19 protein-coding genes and 1 riboswitch are annotated in these 19,078 nt (G+C 36.7%); of the genes, 15 read left to right on the forward strand and 4 right to left on the reverse strand.

All coding sequences use genetic code 11. From position 1 onward, the window contains the following. Positions 1 to 93: 93 nt before the first annotated feature. Positions 94 to 1,122 carry a YeiH family protein gene (locus IGL36_RS03365; protein WP_002355805.1) on the reverse strand — a complete coding sequence of 343 codons (1,029 nt, stop codon included), beginning with the start codon at positions 1,120 to 1,122 and terminating at the stop codon, positions 94 to 96. Between the two features lie 112 nt (positions 1,123 to 1,234). Here IGL36_RS03365 and IGL36_RS03370 point away from each other — a divergent pair, with 112 nt between their 5' ends. The 9 genes from IGL36_RS03370 to IGL36_RS03410 all read left to right on the forward strand — a co-directional run bounded on the left by IGL36_RS03370 (position 1,235) and on the right by IGL36_RS03410 (position 10,318). Next, positions 1,235 to 2,065: a LysR family transcriptional regulator gene (locus IGL36_RS03370; RefSeq protein WP_010716832.1), complete on the forward strand. Its 831-nt coding sequence runs from the start codon at positions 1,235 to 1,237 to the stop codon at positions 2,063 to 2,065. 64 nt (positions 2,066 to 2,129) lie between these two features. Continuing rightward, complete coding sequence (locus IGL36_RS03375) at positions 2,130 to 3,002, forward strand: VOC family protein (RefSeq protein ID WP_002397941.1); 873 nt, start codon at positions 2,130 to 2,132, stop codon at positions 3,000 to 3,002. Between the two features lie 274 nt (positions 3,003 to 3,276). Beyond that, positions 3,277 to 3,501, forward strand: coding sequence for a hypothetical protein (locus tag IGL36_RS03380; RefSeq protein ID WP_002368169.1), 225 nt, complete (start codon positions 3,277 to 3,279; stop codon positions 3,499 to 3,501). An 88-nt stretch (positions 3,502 to 3,589) separates the two neighbouring features. Beyond that, positions 3,590 to 4,264, forward strand: a complete 675-nt coding sequence (sapR, locus tag IGL36_RS03385) for a two-component system response regulator SapR (protein ID WP_002355809.1) — start codon at positions 3,590 to 3,592, stop codon at positions 4,262 to 4,264. A gap of 13 nt (positions 4,265 to 4,277) precedes the next feature. After that, complete coding sequence (sapS, locus tag IGL36_RS03390; RefSeq protein ID WP_002355810.1) at positions 4,278 to 5,303, forward strand: two-component system sensor histidine kinase SapS; 1,026 nt, start codon at positions 4,278 to 4,280, stop codon at positions 5,301 to 5,303. Positions 5,304 to 5,450: 147 nt separating this feature from the next. After that, complete coding sequence (locus tag IGL36_RS03395; protein WP_002355811.1) at positions 5,451 to 6,314, forward strand: GRP family sugar transporter; 864 nt, start codon at positions 5,451 to 5,453, stop codon at positions 6,312 to 6,314. A 40-nt stretch (positions 6,315 to 6,354) separates the two neighbouring features. After that, positions 6,355 to 7,746 (forward strand): amino acid permease, encoded by a 1,392-nt coding sequence (locus tag IGL36_RS03400; RefSeq protein ID WP_002364708.1) that lies wholly within the window; start codon positions 6,355 to 6,357, stop codon positions 7,744 to 7,746. A 187-nt stretch (positions 7,747 to 7,933) separates the two neighbouring features. Next, the gene (gene metG, locus IGL36_RS03405) at positions 7,934 to 9,943 is read left to right on the forward strand and encodes a methionine--tRNA ligase (protein ID WP_010716833.1); all 2,010 of its coding nucleotides are present in this window, start codon (positions 7,934 to 7,936) and stop codon (positions 9,941 to 9,943) included. 99 nt (positions 9,944 to 10,042) lie between these two features. Next, positions 10,043 to 10,318 (forward strand): hypothetical protein, encoded by a 276-nt coding sequence (locus IGL36_RS03410; RefSeq protein ID WP_002361374.1) that lies wholly within the window; start codon positions 10,043 to 10,045, stop codon positions 10,316 to 10,318. 58 nt (positions 10,319 to 10,376) lie between these two features. Here the strand turns inward: IGL36_RS03410 and IGL36_RS03415 are convergent, their stop codons facing one another. Then, positions 10,377 to 10,982, reverse strand: coding sequence for a hypothetical protein (locus tag IGL36_RS03415; protein ID WP_002383359.1), 606 nt, complete (start codon positions 10,980 to 10,982; stop codon positions 10,377 to 10,379). 120 nt (positions 10,983 to 11,102) lie between these two features. Next, the gene (locus IGL36_RS03420) at positions 11,103 to 13,325 is read right to left on the reverse strand and encodes a HelD family protein (RefSeq protein ID WP_002397939.1); all 2,223 of its coding nucleotides are present in this window, start codon (positions 13,323 to 13,325) and stop codon (positions 11,103 to 11,105) included. Between the two features lie 134 nt (positions 13,326 to 13,459). Between IGL36_RS03420 and IGL36_RS03425 the strand changes: the two genes are divergently transcribed. From IGL36_RS03425 to IGL36_RS03440, 4 genes are all read left to right on the forward strand, one after another. Then, on the forward strand, positions 13,460 to 14,230 hold the full coding sequence (locus tag IGL36_RS03425; RefSeq protein WP_002358846.1) for a TatD family hydrolase: 771 nt from the start codon (positions 13,460 to 13,462) through the stop codon (positions 14,228 to 14,230). Next, complete coding sequence (gene rnmV / locus IGL36_RS03430; protein ID WP_002383361.1) at positions 14,227 to 14,811, forward strand: ribonuclease M5; 585 nt, start codon at positions 14,227 to 14,229, stop codon at positions 14,809 to 14,811. The genes IGL36_RS03425 and rnmV overlap by 4 nt, the downstream gene beginning before the upstream one ends. Before the next feature lie 18 nt (positions 14,812 to 14,829). Beyond that, entirely contained in the window at positions 14,830 to 15,717 is an 888-nt protein-coding gene (gene rsmA, locus IGL36_RS03435; RefSeq protein ID WP_002358849.1) for a 16S rRNA (adenine(1518)-N(6)/adenine(1519)-N(6))-dimethyltransferase RsmA, read from the forward strand. A 127-nt stretch (positions 15,718 to 15,844) separates the two neighbouring features. After that, complete coding sequence (locus IGL36_RS03440) at positions 15,845 to 16,462, forward strand: hypothetical protein (protein WP_002355821.1); 618 nt, start codon at positions 15,845 to 15,847, stop codon at positions 16,460 to 16,462. A gap of 50 nt (positions 16,463 to 16,512) precedes the next feature. Here IGL36_RS03440 and IGL36_RS03445 read toward each other — a convergent pair whose 3' ends face one another. Next, positions 16,513 to 17,616, reverse strand: coding sequence for an ABC transporter ATP-binding protein (locus tag IGL36_RS03445; protein WP_002355822.1), 1,104 nt, complete (start codon positions 17,614 to 17,616; stop codon positions 16,513 to 16,515). A gap of 185 nt (positions 17,617 to 17,801) precedes the next feature. Between IGL36_RS03445 and mgsA the strand changes: the two genes are divergently transcribed. Then, complete coding sequence (mgsA, locus tag IGL36_RS03450; RefSeq protein ID WP_002355823.1) at positions 17,802 to 18,224, forward strand: methylglyoxal synthase; 423 nt, start codon at positions 17,802 to 17,804, stop codon at positions 18,222 to 18,224. Between the two features lie 66 nt (positions 18,225 to 18,290). Continuing rightward, positions 18,291 to 18,458, forward strand: a riboswitch (THF riboswitch). A 30-nt stretch (positions 18,459 to 18,488) separates the two neighbouring features. After that, positions 18,489 to 19,037, forward strand: coding sequence for a folate family ECF transporter S component (locus tag IGL36_RS03455; RefSeq protein WP_002385065.1), 549 nt, complete (start codon positions 18,489 to 18,491; stop codon positions 19,035 to 19,037). Positions 19,038 to 19,078: the final 41 nt, after the last annotated feature.

Here is a 19,078-nt window from a genome sequence, read left to right on the forward strand (position 1 = left end):
CGAAAAACTCCTTTAAGTTAATAAAACCTTATTCATAATAGCATGAATAAGCTGAAATAAAAAAGTTTGACGTATTAACGTCAAACTTTTTTATTAGAACTGTAACAGTGCCAACAACAAAATGGCTAGGACGACTTGAACAGTTCCTACTGATAAACCATAGATTAAGAAACGTTTGCCTTCTTGGAAAAACTTTTTAAAATCGAGTCGTAACCCGATTGCTGCCAAGGCAGTAATTTCAAACCAAGAACTAAAGAAATGAGCAGTCTCACTGATCACGACGGGGAAATGAATCAAACTATTAAAGACACAGGCAATGAAAAAGCCAACTACATACCAAGGTAGGGCGCTACTTTTTTTGGTGACTTCTACCAACTCAGCCTCTGATTCTGCCGTCTTACTTTGCTTGAAACGTCCAAATAAATAGACAACTGCTACGAGTAGGACAATTCGCATAATTTTAAAGAGCATCGCAAGTTGAACTGCGTTCTCATTGACCATATTGGCACTGGCGACAACCTGACCAACTGATTGTAAAGTCCCTCCGATTAGTGCGCTACGAGCCAACAAATTGGTACCATAGAGAATCCCACTTAAAATGGGTAAGGTCAACATTAAAACGGTACCTAATAAGTTTACTAAAGTAATGATTTGGCCTTTTTCTTCCTCATCTGCTTGAATTGCTGGAGCAATCGAAGCAATGGCAGAAGACCCACAAACGGCATTACCACCAGCCATCAATAAAGACATATTATCAGAAAAAGCCAGTTTTTTACCGATCAAATAGGCAAAAATAATGGTCAGCGACATTTGAATGAGAATAAATGCGACACCTTGTAAGCCAATTTGGGCAATCGTTTGAAAGGTCACGGTGGTTCCCAATAAAACAACAGAAAATTCTAGTAATTTACTTTCGGCTACTTTGGTTCCGCGATTTAAATTGGCACCGCGAACAAAGGTATTTCCCAAAAAGATTCCTAGTAAAATAGCTATCGTTGCGGCGCCTAAGCTAGGTAACCAGATGGCAAGAAACTTGCTAAGGCAGGCGACAAGGAAAGCTGTTAGCAAGCCGGGAAGAATTTGGAATAAAGATTGGATATAATCATTTTCTGAATTTTTCATTGAAAAAATCTCTCTTTCTTGTTCATTACTTCCAGTATAACGAAATTTTTTACATTTGAGAAATAAATAGTTAAAATAATATTTATAATAGAAAGTTATCGAAAGGATGCCTATGTTTAAATTATTAAAGACTTTTCAAATTGTATATGAGCAAATGAACTTTTCCAAAGCAGCTACCTGCTTATATATCTCACAACCAGCCGTTTCTAATCAAATCAAACAATTAGAAGAAGAATTAGGCTGTTCATTGTTTTTAAGAAATGGTCGACAAGATGTAGTCCCTACTAGGCAAGCGGAAGTCTTGTATAATCGTTTGCTAAATTTAGCTGATGATTGGCAAGAAACATTAACAGCTCTTCATCAGGCGAGATTACCTAAAGAAACTTGCCGAATTGCTGCGTCTAATACTTTTGCAGTTTATTATTTGCCGCAACTGATGCAGCATTTACAGACACAGTATGCAACGATCAATTTTGTTTTAGAAATGAACAATTCAGAAGAAGTAGTGGAAAAAGTTGAAAAACATCAAGTTGATTTTGGCTTTATCGAAAAACCATTAATTACGAAAGGCGCCTCTCGTGAAGAAATTATTCAGGATCAATTGGTTTTAGCTGGGAACCCTGCCAATCAGAATTGGTTGGTACGTGAAAAGGATTCTGGGGTCTTTCATTATACCCAACAGTATTTAGAAGAAAGTAATCAAAGCCCAACACTCATGACGGTTAAAAATAATGAAATGATTGTTAAAATGTTGGAATTGGGCATGGGGCAATCGTTGCTTTCAAGAAAGGCGATTACTGAAAAAATCCCCTTCCAAACGTTAGGTGAAAAGTACTGGCGTTCCTTTTATTTTTTGACACGGGGACATTTAAAATCCTCCTTGCTTCAAGAAGTAAAACAAGCAATTTATCGATTCTATCAGACGGAAATGAATAAATACTAAAACGTTCTTTTTGTTTATTTATCAATCTTTGACTACACTAAAGAAAACGAAGGAGGGAACCACAATGCCTAAATTTTCACCTTGTTTATGGTTTGACACACAAGCGGAAGAAGCTGCTAACTTCTATACAACAATCTTTGAAAAAGGTGCAATTCTAAGTAAAACGAACTACGTTAATGAGGAGCACCAACCTCAAGGAACATCATTAATGACCATTGAATTTACCTTGGCGAACCAAACAATCATTGGTTTAAATGGTGGACCAGAATTTTCCTTTACGCCAGCTAGTTCATTTTTTGTTGAATGTAAAACATTATCACAAACAGAAACGTTGTGGAAAAATTTAACAACAGATGGACAGATATTGATGCCTTTTGGGGAATATCCTTTTAGTCCTTTATATGGTTGGGTAGTGGACAAATTTGGTGTCTCTTGGCAAGTGTCTTTTTCAGGAAAAGAACAAACAATTGTACCAACCTTTATGTTTGCTAATGAAAAATATGGCGAAGCAGCCAAAGCTCTATCAGAATGGTTGGCGATTTTCGGTCCAGGCGAAATAATTGAAAAAGTTGAATATGAAGATGGGAACATTGCTCAAGCACTTTTCACATTACAGGAGCAACCGTTTCGAGTAATGGATGCACGAGATAAACATGATTTTGATTTTACCATGGCCTTCTCCATTTATATTGATTGTGAAAATCAGGAGGAAATAGATCAGCTATGGCAACAAGTGACTGCTAAAGGGAAAGAATGGCCGTGTGGCTGGATGGAAGATCAATTTGGAGTCAGTTGGCAAACAGGCAATCCTGAACTGAAACGTTATTTATCTGACTCAAATCCAGCTAGAGCAAATGAAGTGACCAAAAAATTGTACCAAATGAAAAAAATAGATTTAAACCAGTTAAAAGAAGTGTATGACAAATATAATCATTAGAAAAACTGAGGTTGTCTGATCGACTACACTTCGTTACGTTGGTATCAATTCCAATACATGGAACATACTAGAGTTGAAGGACTTGTCTTTTAAGGATTGAGACCTTCAACTCTTAAAAAAGGCTCGATTCTTGCGAGTTCCAAAGAGGCTGCTTCTATTCTGTTGTTTATCTTAAGGGTTAGGACTCTGCCGATTTTTTTATAAGATTATGCTATAATTAAGAGTAGTAAATTATTGAAGGAAAAATGAAAAGTCCGAAATAGGAAGTGGTAAAATGATTGAGTTAATTGTGTTGTTAACAGTTTTTACTTATGGAACGAACTTTGTTTTATATCTTATTTTGAAAAATAAAAAGTCCATGCCAATTGTCGAAAAAGCTTCTATTATATTAGGAATTAATATGTCTGTGTTATTATTAGATGGTATTTTTGCTTTCGTTGGCAAATTCATCATGTTATCAGAATGGGAATTATTAGCGCCTATTTTTGAAATAGTGTAAAAATCATCATAAAGTCCTATATCCAAAAAGAATGAAGTTTGTTAGGATAAGAAAGATGAAAATTTAGAAATAAAAGAGGTGGGATTGCATGGCTAAAATCATGATTGTCGAAGATGAAACAACCATTCGAGAATTAATTAGCGAGGAATTACAAAAATGGCAATTTGAAACGATTGGAACAACCGATTTTAATGATGTATTGGATGATTTTCAAGAGGAGAATCCCCAATTAGTCTTGATGGATATTAATTTACCTGTGTACGATGGGTACTATTGGTGTCAAAAAATTCGTGAAGTTTCTAAAGTACCAATTATTTTTATTTCGAGTCGTAGTACCAATATGGATATGATTATGGCGATGAACATGGGCGCGGATGATTTTGTTACAAAACCGTTCCAGATAGATGTTTTAATTGCTAAAATCAATGCTTTGTTGCGCCGCTCTTATAACTATTCCGATACGGATAGTGAAGTGCTTTCACATAATGGCATTACTTTAAATGTGGACAATGGACGGATGGAAATCAAAGGCGAAATGATCGATTTAAGTAAAAATGAATACCGATTACTATATCTTTTAATGAAAAAGCACGGAAAAATTTTAACACGTGAAAAACTATTGCGCGCTTTATGGGACGATGAACGTTTTGTGGATGACAATACGTTGACGGTAAATATCAATCGTTTACGAAAAAAAATTGAGCAAGCGGGGATTGCTGGCTATATTGAAACCAAAGTGGGCGTCGGTTATATGGTGCCCTAGATAGGAGTAGACAATGACCATTCTAAAGTATTTAAAAGATCGCTGGTTATTACTAATTGGTTGGTTATTTTTTCTGTTCTTAACTTGTTTTATTTTATGGTTGGCTCCTAATGTCCGCTTAGATTGGACAGTGGTTGGCTATATCTTTTTACTGCAAAGTGTTTTTTTATCGCTATTTTTAACAATTGATTATTATTTAAAACGTAAGTGGTGGCTTTCGTTGGCAACGGAAAAAGAGCCGCCTTCTTTACAAGAATATTTGAATACAGCAGAAAAAGAAGAAGAACTACTTGTCCAAACGTATATTAACGGTTTATTGCAAGAGCACCAACAAACCATGCAACAAGCAATTAACAACCAACAGGACCAAAAAGATTACATTGACTCTTGGGTTCATGAAATCAAAGTCCCCCTAGCGGCTATCACTTTACTGGTACAATCTGTCGAAGATGATATTCCAGAGAAAAAATATTATCTATTGGAAAATGAGTTAGGGAAAATTGATGAATATGTCGAGCAAGTCCTATATTATGCTAGACTGGACAGCTTTTCTCGAGATTATTTACTCCAAGAATATTCTTTAAAAGAAATTGTGCAATCTGTTGTTCGTACGCAAGCAAATTATTTTATCCAAAAAAGATTGCAATTCTCAATTGAAGGAGAAGATGAAGCGGTTTTAACCGACCGAAAATGGGTCATTTTTATTTTCCGCCAATTATTAAGTAATGCAGTCAAATATACGCCAGAAGGTGGCACGATTACGGTCCTAATTTCCAAAAATAAACAAGGTGTTTATTTATCTTTAAAAGATTCTGGAATTGGCATTCCGACGCAAGATCAACGACGCATTTTTGATAAAGGATTTACTGGTGAAAACGGGCGAAAAAGTGAACAGCATTCGACTGGTCTAGGCCTGTATTTGGCCCATAGCTTAGCGAAAAAATTAGGTCATGATTTAACAGTTGAGTCGACAGAGGGGCAAGGTACGACGATGACATTGTTTTTTCCTTCCCTCAGTTATTATAATGAAGTGAAATAAAAAGTAGGTCTATCAGCAAATTAAAGAGGTGATAGGCCTTTTTTTATTTATTAAAACTTTCTTGCTAACTTCTCTTACTCTTCTTAGTTGTTTAGAAAACGTTTTTATTGTTAGAATGAAATGAAATAAATTTGTTAGGAGAATATTATGAGTTTACTTATCGCTTTAGTGCCCATGATTGCGTGGGGCAGTATTGGTTTAGTCAGCGGTAAAATTGGTGGAAGCGCCAATCAACAAACGTTAGGTATGACAATCGGCGCATTACTATTTTCAATTGTTGTCTTTTTTGTCATCCAGCCTACGTTGACGACAGCCACATTAATTGTTGGATTTATATCTGGTTTATTCTGGAGTTTGGGACAGAATCAACAATTTCATAGCATGAAATATATGGGCGTTTCAGTTGGCTTACCAATTTCAACTGGGATGCAGTTAGTTGTTAATACCGTTGCAGGGGCTGTTTTTTTCCATGAATGGACAAAAACAAAAGACTTTGTTGTGGGCTTTATCGCTTTAGCCTTTTTAGTTTTTGGGGTGTATTTAACAGCTCGACAAGATGATGACAGTCAACCGAAAACTTCAAACAGTATGTTAGATTTTAATAAAGGGATTCGGGCGTTGATTTTCTCAACAGTTGGGTATGGTGTCTATACCATCATTATTAATGCCACTGGTTTAGATCCGTGGGGAATTATTTTGCCACAAAGTATTGGTATGTTAGTGGGGGCTAGTTTCTTTGCCTTCAAAAAAGTCAAAGTTGATCGTTTTGTTTGGATGAATATGACGACGGGTCTGCTTTGGGGCTTAGGAAATATTTGTATGTTATTAACCATGCGTGAAATTGGCTTAGCTATTAGCTTCTCTTTATCACAAATGGGGATTATTATTTCGACTCTTGGGGGCATCTTCCTTTTAGGCGAAAGAAAATCAAAAAAAGAAATGTTTTATGTTATTTTTGGTTGCATTTTTGTTATTCTAGGTGGTATTCTTTTAGGGTATATGAAAGCGTAAATAGTTTATTTACGCTTATTTTTTTTACGGGGGTAAACACATGTCTATTTTCAGAAAAAAAGAAATCACTGTGCCTGTCAATGACAGTGGTGGGATGAAAAAAAATCTTAAGACGATGGACTTAATTTTTCTAGGAATTGGGGCTGTAGTAGGAACAGGGATTTTTGTTGTGACAGGTGTCGCAGCGGAACGCTATGCAGGTCCAGGGCTCGTCTTATCATTTCTGGTAGCAGCAGCCGCGATTATTTTATCTGGTTTATGCTATGCAGAATTTGCATCACGTATTCCGGTCATTGGTGGGCCGTATGCCTACATGTATGTGGTCTTTGGAGAAATTGTGGCTTGGATGACTGGTTGGATGATTATTTGTGAGTTTTTCTTGGCGGTTTCATCCGTTGCTTCAGGTTGGTCAGGCTATGTCCATGGCTTTTTGGATAGCTTAGGTTTTTCTTTGCCGCAAGCGTTAAGTGGCGCTTATAATCCAACAAATGGTACATATATTGATTTGATTGCCATGTTGGTCGTTGTAGCCGTAACTTTTTGGGTATCTTTAGAAGCGAAAACAGCGTTACGTTTAAATAACTTAATGGTTTTCGTGAAGTTTGGGATTATTTTATTATTTGTTCTCGTTGGGATCTTTTATGTGAAACCAACGAACTGGCAACCATTTATTCCTTATGGTTTTTCAGGCGTTTTCAGTGGTGCTGCCTTAGTTTTCTTTGCCTTTCTAGGGTTTGATGCGGTTAGCATGGCCGCGGAGGAAGTGAAGAATCCGAAAAAAGATATTCCAAAAGGGATTATTGGTTCCATTATTATTTCAACATTGTTATATATTGTTGTTACGTTAGTTTTAACTGGGATTGTTCCATTTACGGATTTAGGGGTCAAAGATCCGGTGGCTTTTGCGATGCGTTTCATTAATCATGGTGCAATCGCGACAATCATTTCAGTTGGTGCTATTTTAACCTTATTAACAGTGACGATTGCGATGATGTACAGTTTAGCCCGTGTGATTTATGCGATTAGTAAAGATGGATTATTGCCGCAGTTTATGAGCAAAATCGATGAGAAGCGGCACACACCTAAGAATGCAACCTATGTAGCTGGATTTTTAGCAATGGTTTTTGCTGGTGTTGTTCCAATGGAGATGTTGGCTGAACTTACAAATATCGTGACACTCTTTTATCTGATGTTTCTAGCTTTAGGAATTATCAAATTACGGACAATGAAAGGAGAACCGCAAGCAGGTGAATTTAAAGTACCACTTGTGCCGGTTCTACCATTAATTTCAATCGTGGTTTGCGCGGCTTTGATGTTCCAATTGTCTTTAGCTACTTGGCAAGTATTTGGCATAGCCGTAGTGATTGGTTTGGCTATTTATTTCTTTTATGGACGACACCATAGTATCGTTCGCTTCGAGACAAAAGAATAAAAATGAACAAAAAACGAGAGGAATACTTGTCAATTAGACAGGTCTTTCTCTCTTTTCTTTCTGGCATTTTCTTCATTTTCAAGAGAAAACCGACAAGAAATATAGTTTAATAATGTCTAATTATGGTATACTGTTTAGGAGTAAATCCTGAGGGTTTAGGAAAATGACTAAAGGAGGTTTTTTCTGTATGTCACAGAAAGAAACATTTTATATTACCACCCCAATTTATTACCCAAGTGGGAAATTACATATTGGGAATTCATATACAACAATCGCCTGCGATGCAATGGCCCGTTACAAGCGTTTAATGGGTTTTGATGTATTTTATTTAACAGGTGTGGATGAACATGGCCAAAAAATTGAAAAAAAAGCTGCTGAGTTGAATGTGACACCAAAAGAGTACGTTGATAAAATGGCAGCAGATGTTCAAAAATTATGGAAAACATTAGATATCAGCTATGATAAATTTATTCGGACAACGGATGATTATCACATGGCAGCCGTGCAACAAATTTTTGATCGTTTAGTAAAACAAGGAGATATCTACCTTGGAGAATATGAAGGTTGGTATTCAGTTTCTGATGAAGAATTTTTCACTGAAACACAATTAGCTGAAGTATATCGTGACGATGAAGGCAATGTCATTGGTGGGAAAGCACCAAGTGGTCACGAAGTCGAATTAGTTAAAGAAGAATCCTATTTCTTCCGCATGAGTAAATATGCGGATCGCTTGGTACAATATTACGAAGAACATCCAGAATTTATTCAACCAGAATCTCGTAAAAATGAGATGCTAAATAACTTCATCAAACCAGGATTGGAAGATTTAGCCGTTTCAAGAACGACTTTCTCTTGGGGAATTCCATTAAAAAATGATCCAAAACATGTGGTTTACGTATGGATTGATGCGTTATCAAACTATATTACAGCACTAGGTTATGGCTCAGAAGATGATTCATTATTCCAAAAATATTGGCCTGCGAACGTGCAAATGGTTGGGAAAGAAATCGTGCGTTTCCATACGATTTATTGGCCAATTATGTTAATGGCCTTGGATTTACCATTACCGAAAAAAGTCTTTGGACATGGTTGGTTATTGATGAAAGACGGAAAAATGTCTAAATCTAAAGGAAATGTTGTTTACCCTGAAATGTTAGTAGAACGCTACGGTCTAGATGCGTTACGTTATTATTTATTACGAGCAATTCCATTTGGTAGTGATGGCGTGTTTACACCAGAAGATTTCGTTTCTCGCTTAAATTATGATTTAGCTAATGACTTAGGAAACTTGTTGAATCGAACAATTGCGATGATTAATAAATATTGTGATGGCAAAGTACCAGCCTATGCTTCAAAAGTTACCCCATTTGATAGTGAACTATCGACAACTGCGGCGAATGTTATTGGAAAATATCATGAAGCAATGGAAAAAATGGAATTTAACACGGCCATTGCAGAAATCTGGACGCTAGTTTCTCGTGCCAATAAATATATTGATGAAACAGCGCCTTGGGTATTGGCTAAAGAAGAAGAGAAACGCAACGAATTAGAAAGTGTCATGATCCATTTAGCGGAAAGCTTACGAATTGTGGCAATCTTATTGCAACCAGTCATGACAGAAACACCAGGGAAAATTTTCGAACAATTAGGCTTAGATCCAGAAACAATGAACATGGAAAATATTCATTTTGGTGAGTTCCCAACAGACGTAACAGTAACAAGTAAAGGAACACCTATTTTCCCACGTTTAGAAATTGAAACAGAAGTAACGTATATTCAAAAGAAAATGTCCCAAAGCGAAAGTGCTACAGAAGAGGATATTAAATGGAATCCAGAAGAAACAACGTTGGTTTCAACGAAAGAAAAACAAATTAAGTACGATGATTTCGATAAAGTGGAATTAAAAGTTGCCGAAGTTATTGACTGTAAAAAAGTCAAAGGAGCAGATAAATTATTGCAATTCCGTTTAGATGCTGGAGATAAAAACCATCGTCAAATTCTTTCAGGTATTGCTGAATTTTATCCAGATCCAGCTGCGCTAATTGGCAAAAAAGTAGTCATTGTGGCTAACTTAAAACCAAGAAAAATGCGTGGTCAAATTAGCCAAGGAATGATTCTTTCAGCTGAATCACCAGAAGGGAAACTTCAAATTGTTGAAGCACCAAAAGAAATGCCAAATGGTGCAGGAATCGCATAAAAGCATAAGTAGTAAAGATAAAAGGTGAATTGTAACCTTTTATCTTTACTACTTTTTTTGTATACTAGAAGAAAAGTGATTTGATGTGGGGGAAGTTTGATGGCTTATCATAAATTTAAATTTTATGAGCAACGAAAAAATGATCCTAAATGGCGTCCGTATTATTTAGAAGCTATGAGAGTAAGGGAACAAGCACGGCTAACAGTTCAACGTAGAAAAAGAAGGGCAAGAATTAGAACCTTTTTAGTGGTTGCGATACTGGTTATTTTAGTTTTTCTGTTATTGGCTCATTGGACATATTCACAAACAAATGAACTCTCTTTCTCCAGTTTTATCGACGTCCTAAAATCGAAAATCAACGAATTTTTAAATTAAAAGAATCGCAGAAAAGCCTAGAAAAAATCATTTGCGATTTTTCCTAGGCTTTTTTATTTTAGAGTTTCACTTTTTTAGGTATTCGTTTTTTACCAAAACGGCCTTTCGTTAGGCGACTTGGTAAAATAATCAGTAAGAGTGAAAAAGGGACACTAATAATTTGCCACGTGAGTAAACGGCCTAAGCTATTATTTTTATAGAGCCACTCTAATATAAAATGCAGCCCTAAAATACTTAACAAAGCCAAGCCTGTCAGGAAATAAGGCGTTGATACCCAGTCGGTCGTTTTCAAAAGGCTAAAACCTAAAGGAATTAGATAAAAGTAAGCACTTGTTAAAGTAATCCGCCAACTTTTCATAACGGTGCCTAAATTAATTATAAAAAAAAGTAAAGATAGGACTAAAGCAAAAGGTGGAAACAAAGCCACTAACGCCGAATAGATGGTTCCCCAGACGAGCATTAAGGGACCTTTAACAATAGCGGCAATAAGTGTAAACAAGCCAATTAGGAGTAACTGCTGTGTCAGTGAGCCAAAGGTTAGCAAGCCAAATAAAATAAGCAGTAGCCAGTGCCAAATGGTTTGGTTTTGTTGTTTTCGCTCAATAGTTACATTTTTTTGGATAGAGGTTTTTAAAAAGTTTTCTAAATCAGGTGATTGTTTCACCTTCTCACGCTCCTCTCAACTTAAGAGACAACAAACGAGTAGGTCTGCTAATTAAAAAGCAGTGCCTACTCGTCTATTATAAGTGGTTTTTCTAAAAATAAAATCCGCCTTAAGTCTCAGTTACTGGGCTGCCAAGTAAGGTGTAAACCATTCGGAAAGTGTGCCGGTATAAGGTAAAACGACCCGTTTCATTCCACGAGAAATAGCAGTATACAGAATTTTTTTATCTCGTTTATTGTCGGAATAACGATTAACATTTGGGTTATGAAGAATTACATTATCAAATTCTAGACCTTTTGCCATATCAATTGATAAAACTTGCAGTGACGGATGCTCTTCCAATGAAAGAGAAGCACTAAGTTCTTTTGTTAATTGTTCTTTTTCTGCAAAAGTTTTAGTAATAATGGCGGTGCTTTCTTTCGGATCAAAAGTTGCAATGGAAGTGACGATTGCTTTAAGATAGTCAGACGCAGAGTCACAAGGAATAAATGTCGGCTTTTCTCCATCATGCCGGATGGGCACAATGGTTAATTGCTCTGGTTGAGTGCCTAATGTTTGGAAGAGTCGTGTAATTTCTTTACTTGAACGATAGCTGTTTAATAATTGATAGGTTCCAACAGAACGGCTGGTTTCGTTAACCAATAGATCATGGGCTTCAGAAAATTCAATGGCTGTATTAAAAATGGCTTGATTTTCATCACCAGCTAAAGTAAAACTAGCTTTAGGGAAAAGTGTCAGCAGTAATAATAATTGGGCTTCTGTATAATCTTGGACTTCATCGACTAGGATAAAAGCCATTTGCTGGTTGGCGAGGTTTTCAATAAATGCATGTTTCACCAAAATAAGGGCCACAATTTCATCGGCTGTGAAAACAGCTGTCTCTTTTTGATACGATTTTTCAGTGAATAAAGAATAAAACGTTTCAAAAAAGGCCCATTGATCTAGCCAAGCATCATTTTTAATAGCGGCAGTGATAGAGCGATATTTTTTCTTCAAACGTTTTAAAGCAAAATCAGCCAGATGTTTTTCATTATCTTCGGTAATCACTGTGCCAAAATAACGAACTTGTTCAGCTTCTGTTAAATCTTGGAATTGATCCAACATTTTTTTAGAATGGGCTTGTTTTAATAAGTACCGTGTCCAAAGACTGGTTAACTTTTCTTTTGTGGCTGAAATTCGTTGGCGAATACTCAAGTCAGCTGGTGTTTCTTGATAAAGTTTAAAAATTGTTTCTGAAGTAAATAAGGTCTGCTTTTTAAAAGTTAAAGGACGGAAAAAATGTGGCTGCACAACTGCTTTTTCAGGATTGCTTAAAAGAAACGTTGCAAATTCTTTTGAACGAATAACGTGCTCTTGCTCCGTTGCCTCAGAGCGAGTAATGCGTTCGAAATAGTCCGTTTCTTCTTCCATTGGCCATGCTTCTTTGGTAGTGAAGCGCAAAAATTGTAAAAGAGTCAAATTCAAGGGATTTCGTTCGCCTAAATTCGGTAAAACTTGAGAAATATAATCAATAAATGTTGAATTTGGTGAAAGTAATAAAATATTATCCGCTGTAATTTCTGCTCGATGTTGATAAAGTAAATAAGCAATCCGTTGCATAATCGCAGACGTTTTCCCACTACCAGCAATCCCGTTGACTAGTAGGAGTGGCTGCGTTTCGTCACGAATTATTTGATTTTGTTCTTGTTGAATGGTTGTCGTAATGTCCTTCATATAAGGAGAAGCATCTTCTTCTAAAGAATGCAATAACACATCATCTTGAATCGCAATGGTTGTGTCAAAATAGTTGATTAATTGATCTTTTTCAATAATTAACTGTCTTTTCAAATCAAGTTGTACAGGAATGGTTTGTTGATGTGCCATGTAGGCTGTTTTTCCTAAAACATTGTCATAAAATAACGAAGCAATCGGTGAGCGCCAATCGTGAATGCGCGTTTCTTCTTCTAAAGAAGTAAAATCGTTTACGCCAATATAAAAGTTTTCTGGCTCTTCAGGGCTGTCTTCAAAAGTCACGCCAATTTTGCCAAAATAAGGAACTTGTAATAGGCGTTTCACTTTGTCTAAATTTTTAGCCGTTGCTTCATTTTTTAAGTTCCATTGATCAATTTCACGGTTCTTCATTTCCAACATGGCAAACGTTTCTAGATTATCGGCATAACTATCAAAATTCAGCTTAGAATCGCGACCAAATTCCTCTAGCATATGTTTGCCATCTTTCATTGTGTTCGCCAATTGCTCTTCGTAAACTTTCTTAGCCGCTTGTAGCTCATGATAAACCGTTGTTAAATGCTGTTGTTCATAAATTTTTTCATCGGTCATGGAGATTCCTCCTTTTAATAACATGACTGAATAGTATACGTTACTTTTAGCATAAATGCAAGCGCTGTTTATGAGGAAATGGCGAATCTTGTCGCCTAGTCATTCAGATTTTTCAAGAAATATGATAAAGTAGAGAGGAGATAAAGGAGGCAATCATAATGATTTTTGATACACATACACATTTGAATGCAGAACAATTTAATGATGATATTCCAGAAACGATTGCACATGCCCAAGAATTGGGTGTTACAGAGATGGCCGTGGTCGGTTTTGATGAACCAACGATTGAAAAATCTCTTTTACTTAGTCAGGAATATGCCAATATTTATAGTATCATTGGTTGGCATCCAACAGAAGCGGGTAGCTATACGCCAGAGGTTGAACGACGATTACAAGAACAATTAACGTTGCCAAAAATTGTCGCATTAGGTGAAATCGGTCTTGATTATTACTGGATGGAGGATCCTAAAGAGGTGCAAGAAAAAGTCTTTCGCCGTCAAATTGCGATTGCTCGGGAAATGAATTTACCGTTTAGTGTGCATACGAGAGAGGCATTAGAAGATACCTATCGAATTTTAAAAGATGAAAAAATTTCAGATATTGGTGGAATCATGCATAGTTTCAGTGGCGATGCTGAGTGGATGAAGAAATTTTTAGATTTAGGTTTGCATATTTCTTTTAGTGGCGTCGTAACGTTTAAAAAGGCATTGGATGTTCAAGAAGCGGCGATGGCGGTACCACTCGAACGAATGTTGGTGGAAACAGATGCACCCTATTTAGCTCCCGTTCCTTATCGTGGTAAACGGAATGAACCGGGCTATACACGATACGTAGTGGAAAAAATTGCTGAATTGCGTCAACTAACCTTTGAAGAAGTGGCAGAACAAACGAGAGTCAACGCTCATCGCTTGTTTCGGATAGATAAATGAAGGAAAAAATGAAAGTTGCAGAAATCATTGTCGTTGAAGGAAAAGACGACACACGCCGCATTCAAGAGGTAGTTACAGCAGATACGATTGAAACGATTGGCTCTGCTATCAATGATGAAATTTTGACACAAATTGAACACGCACAAGAAACGAGAGGCGTGATTATTTTTACAGATCCAGACTATTCGGGCGAAAAAATTCGTAAAACAATAATGGAAGTTGTCCCTGATGCAAAGCATGCTTTTTTATCAAGAAAAGTCGCAGTGCCTAAAAAAAATGGCGGTAGCCTAGGGGTTGAACATGCTAGTGATGAAGCAATTATTGAAGCCTTAAAAAAAGTCGTAACACCTGTGCAAGCTGATGAAGACTATCAAGAAATTCCTAGACAAACACTAGTTGAATATGGTTTAATAGCGGGAGCAAATGCCAAAAAATACCGTGAATTATTAGGAGATGACCTAAGAATTGGCTATACAAATAGCAAACAGTTAGTCAAACGGTTAAGCATGTTTCGGATTACAGAAGCAGAATTGAAAGAAAGCATGACACGTATTTTAAAAGAACTTGCAAACGAAGAATAACTACATGGAGGAACAAGCGTGACGGACTATAAAGAAATTGCCACACCATCCAGAACCAAAGAAATACTAAAAAAGCATGGATTTTCATTTAAAAAGAGTTTAGGTCAAAATTTTTTGACAGAGCCTAATATTTTAAGAAAAATTGTAGAAACAGCGGGAATTAATCAGCAGACAAATGTTGTCGAAGTCGGGCCTGGAATTGGTGCATTAACAGAGCAATTAGCGATGAACGCAGCACAAGTTGTGGCCTTTGAGATTGATGATCGCTTGATTCCTGTCTTAGCGGATACCTTAAGTCGCTATGATAATGTAACAGTGGTGCATCAAGATGTTTTAAAAGCTGATTTGGTCGAGACAACCAACCAAGTTTTTCAAGAGAAGTATCCGATTAAAGTGGTAGCTAACCTACCTTACTATATTACTACGCCAATTATGATGCATTTTTTAGAATCTTCTTTAGATGTAGCCGAAATGGTTGTGATGATGCAAAAAGAGGTCGCTGATCGAATTGCTGCTAAACCAGGAACGAAAGCTTATGGCTCATTATCAATTGCTGTCCAATATTTTATGGAAGCAAGTGTCGCCTTTATTGTGCCAAAAACAGTTTTTGTGCCGCAACCCAATGTTGACTCGGCGATTATTAAATTGACGCGCCGTGCTACACCAGCGGTGACAGTGACCAATGAAAAAGAATTTTTCAAATTAACCAAAGCCAGTTTCCAATTAAGACGTAAAACATTGTGGAATAACTTAACGCATTTTTATGGGAAAGATGAACAAACGGTGGCTTGGCTAAAAGAGAGCCTAGCTGAAGCAGAAATTGATCCTTCTAGACGTGGTGAAACATTGTCTTTAGAAGAATTCGCTCGTTTAAGTAATGCCTTAGAAAAAAATAAACCAGTATAAAAAAGAACTTTCTGTTATTTATGAGAAATAACAGAAAGTTCTTTTATGTGTCTTGACACATTGCGGCTGTTCAGCTACACTTGAGAAAAACAAAAAGGTGTCATGACACCTTTAGGAGGCAGTTTTAATGAAAACAAACTCAGTAAAACGTTTAACAATTTCAGCACTTTTAATTGCAATGGGGATTATCATTCCAATGGTTATGCCAAGAATTACCATTGGTCCAGCCAGTTTTACATTAGCAAGTCACGTCCCAGTTTTTATTGCCATGTTTATTTCGCCAGTGGTGGCAATTGCGGTTAGTCTAGGAACAGGTTTTGGTTTTTTCTTATCCGCAACACCGATTATTGCTTTGCGGGCCTTATCTCATTTGATTTTTGCAGTCATTGGCGCAGTGATTTTACAAAAGCATCCAGAAATTTTAATCAATAAAGAGGGGAAATTCACTTTATTAAATGGGAAATTACAGTTGTTTAACGTGGGAATTGGAGTGATTCATTCCGCTGCCGAGCTAGTGGTTGTTTCTGTATTTTACACAATGGGCAACTTGCCAGGAACCTATTATACAGCCGGCTTCATGTATTCTATTTTTCTTTTGATGGGCGTTGGTGGATTAATTCATAGTTTGGTGGATTTCAGTATTGCCTACTTTTTAGCAAGTACCTTAAGTAAACATGTAGATATTCCAACTTTTACAGAAGCGAAACAACCCAAAGTGATAAAGAAGAAGGTTAAATTAGCATAAAGAGAAACAATCGAGGCATCCGTCATTGTGACAGATGCCTCGAAATTTTTTTATTTAATGACTTCTTCTGTTTGAGGGTCGAAGAAATGTCCTTTGTTAATATCAAAAGCTAAGTCAATCATTTCACCAGGATGGTGGAAGTCACGAGCATCTACTTTTGAGATAAACTCTGTATCACCAATTTTTGTATAAAGCATGGATTCAGCCCCTAATAATTCAGAAACAACGACTTCAGATTTAATCACTGCATCTTTCATTGCCGTTAAAGCCACTTGTTCGCTATGAATATCTTCTGGACGAATACCGAAAATTAATTCTTTGCCTTCATAACCATGTTCAACAAGCTCTTTGTTTCTTCCTTCAGGAATTGCTAGTTTTAAGCCATGTTGGTTAGAAATAACCCCATTGTTTAAGGTAACTTTGAAGAAATTCATGGCAGGTGAGCCGATGAACCCAGCTACGAACATATTTTTTGGTGTATTGTAAACTTCTTTTGGTGAACCAATTTGTTGAATAAAGCCATCTTTCATAATTACGATTCGATCAGCCATGGTCATCGCTTCGGTTTGGTCATGTGTCACATAAATTGTCGTAGTTTCTAAACGTTGGTGTAGTTTAGCGATTTCAGCACGCATGGCTACACGTAATTTTGCATCCAAGTTTGATAAAGGTTCATCCATTAAAAAGACTTTGGCATCACGGACAATTGCCCGGCCAAGTGCAACACGTTGGCGTTGTCCACCAGAAAGCGCCGCAGGTTTACGCTGTAAGTACTCTGTTAAGCCCAGAATATCCGCAGCATTTTCCACCCGTTTTTTAATTTCAGCTTTATCATATTTTCTTAGTTTTAAACCAAAAGCCATGTTATCAAAAACAGTCATATGCGGATAAAGCGCATAGTTTTGGAAAACCATGGCAATATCACGATCTTTCGGTGCAACGTCATTCATGACTTTGTCCCCAATTGATAATTCACCTTCAGTAATATCTTCTAAGCCAGCAATCATGCGCAATGTTGTTGATTTACCGCAACCAGAAGGTCCGACAAAGACGATAAATTCACGGTCTGTAATTTCTAAGTTAAAATCTGTAACAGAATAATGTTCTGCATTGTCATATTTTTTATACACATTTCTAAGCGCCATTTCCACCATTTGATACGTCACTCTTTTCTTTTTGATTTGTTACTCATAGTTTAAATGAAAACGCTATCTTTCAGCAAGGGAGAGTTGCACAAGAAAAAGAAGACTTTTTCGTCAAGGTGACAAAGGACAAACACTCTCAGCAGATTTATCGCTAAACTTTTGTTATAATATAACAAAGACAGGAGTTGGATAACATGAAAATCGCTTTAATCGCTCATGATCGTAAAAAAACATTAATGATCAAACTAGCAACCGCTTATAAACATATTTTAGAAAAACATGAATTGTATGCAACAGGAACGACAGGCATGAAAGTGATGGAAGCAACTGGCTTACCCGTGCATTGCTTTAAATCGGGGCCATTAGGTGGGGATCAACAGATTGGCGCAATGATATCAGAAGACAACATTGATTTAGTTATTTTTTTAAGAGATCCTCTTTCCGCGCAACCGCATGAACCAGACGTGACGGCTTTGATTCGTCTAAGTGATGTCTATGAAATTCCTTTAGCAACCAATATCGGCAGTGCTGAAATTCTTTTGAGAGGTGTCGAGGCGGGGTTTGCGGACTTCCGTGAAGTTATCCATGAAGGGGATCGTCGACCGTTAGCTTTTTAGAGAACCTTAATGGTTATTTTGACTATTTTGTGGTATATTTTATGAGGACTTTTGTCCAAATAAAATAACAGAGTAGGAGACAAAGCGTTAAGTGCTAAAAGGATGGGATGTTGCCTTTTGGACGAAGAACATGAACAGTGTGTTGCTAGAAAGCAAAGGTTCTTACTTTGCTTATCATCAGAACAACACGTTCAGCTTTTTAATGTTCGCGGTTTTGTTTTCGCATTCGCTGCATGGTTCGTCATGTAGCAGCTCTTAGAGGAGATGCTAAAAATGACAAAGAAAAAATTTGGCACAAAATCCATTGCGTTAATGGGCGTACTCATTGCGGTGGTCGTTGTCTTTTCACGCTTTTTTGCGTATGAAACAACGTTTTTAAAAATCAGTTTCACGTTTATCCCAGAATCATTGATTGGGATGATTTTCGGACCTTTTTGGGCTGGAATCGGCACGGCGGTGGCTGATGTGGTAGGAATGCTACTTTTTCCAAAGGCAGGCTATTTTCCTGGGTTTACTTTAAATGCCTTTTTGGCTGGTGCTATTTATGGTTATTTCTATTATAAGAAAGAAATGACATGGCAACGAGTGATTTTGGCGACATTGTTGGTCACCGTTTTAATTAATATCATTTTAACTCCTTTGTGGTTAAGTTTAATGTATGGAGTTAACCTAGCAAATTTTGCTTGGTGGGTGCCACGCTTAATTAAAACAGTTATTTTCTTTCCTATTCAAGTAATTGCCACTTATTATTTAGGCAATAAAATTCCCTTTAAACGTTTATTTGGAAAGCCATTATCTGAATTAGATCAATAAATTTAAAATTAAAAGAGTCACTTTTCATCATCCCAGAAAAG

Source organism: Enterococcus sp. AZ011, from assembly GCF_050548355.1.
GTDB classification, from domain to species: Bacteria; Bacillota; Bacilli; order Lactobacillales; family Enterococcaceae; genus Enterococcus; species Enterococcus faecalis.

What these genes read in the sequence shown, in the direction of transcription:
- IGL36_RS03365 (WP_002355805.1), bottom strand. Translation starts at nt 1,122, where the DNA reads ATGAAAAATTCAGAAAATGATTATATCCAATCTTTATTCCAAATTCTT.
- IGL36_RS03370 (WP_010716832.1), top strand. Translation starts at nt 1,235, where the DNA reads ATGTTTAAATTATTAAAGACTTTTCAAATTGTATATGAGCAAATGAAC.
- IGL36_RS03375 (WP_002397941.1), top strand. Translation starts at nt 2,130, where the DNA reads ATGCCTAAATTTTCACCTTGTTTATGGTTTGACACACAAGCGGAAGAA.
- IGL36_RS03380 (WP_002368169.1), top strand. Translation starts at nt 3,277, where the DNA reads ATGATTGAGTTAATTGTGTTGTTAACAGTTTTTACTTATGGAACGAAC.
- sapR (WP_002355809.1), top strand. Translation starts at nt 3,590, where the DNA reads ATGGCTAAAATCATGATTGTCGAAGATGAAACAACCATTCGAGAATTA.
- sapS (WP_002355810.1), top strand. Translation starts at nt 4,278, where the DNA reads ATGACCATTCTAAAGTATTTAAAAGATCGCTGGTTATTACTAATTGGT.
- IGL36_RS03395 (WP_002355811.1), top strand. Translation starts at nt 5,451, where the DNA reads ATGAGTTTACTTATCGCTTTAGTGCCCATGATTGCGTGGGGCAGTATT.
- IGL36_RS03400 (WP_002364708.1), top strand. Translation starts at nt 6,355, where the DNA reads ATGTCTATTTTCAGAAAAAAAGAAATCACTGTGCCTGTCAATGACAGT.
- metG (WP_010716833.1), top strand. Translation starts at nt 7,934, where the DNA reads ATGTCACAGAAAGAAACATTTTATATTACCACCCCAATTTATTACCCA.
- IGL36_RS03410 (WP_002361374.1), top strand. Translation starts at nt 10,043, where the DNA reads ATGGCTTATCATAAATTTAAATTTTATGAGCAACGAAAAAATGATCCT.
- IGL36_RS03420 (WP_002397939.1), bottom strand. Translation starts at nt 13,325, where the DNA reads ATGTTATTAAAAGGAGGAATCTCCATGACCGATGAAAAAATTTATGAA.
- IGL36_RS03425 (WP_002358846.1), top strand. Translation starts at nt 13,460, where the DNA reads ATGATTTTTGATACACATACACATTTGAATGCAGAACAATTTAATGAT.
- rnmV (WP_002383361.1), top strand. Translation starts at nt 14,227, where the DNA reads ATGAAGGAAAAAATGAAAGTTGCAGAAATCATTGTCGTTGAAGGAAAA.
- IGL36_RS03440 (WP_002355821.1), top strand. Translation starts at nt 15,845, where the DNA reads ATGAAAACAAACTCAGTAAAACGTTTAACAATTTCAGCACTTTTAATT.
- IGL36_RS03445 (WP_002355822.1), bottom strand. Translation starts at nt 17,616, where the DNA reads ATGGTGGAAATGGCGCTTAGAAATGTGTATAAAAAATATGACAATGCA.
- mgsA (WP_002355823.1), top strand. Translation starts at nt 17,802, where the DNA reads ATGAAAATCGCTTTAATCGCTCATGATCGTAAAAAAACATTAATGATC.
- IGL36_RS03455 (WP_002385065.1), top strand. Translation starts at nt 18,489, where the DNA reads ATGCTAAAAATGACAAAGAAAAAATTTGGCACAAAATCCATTGCGTTA.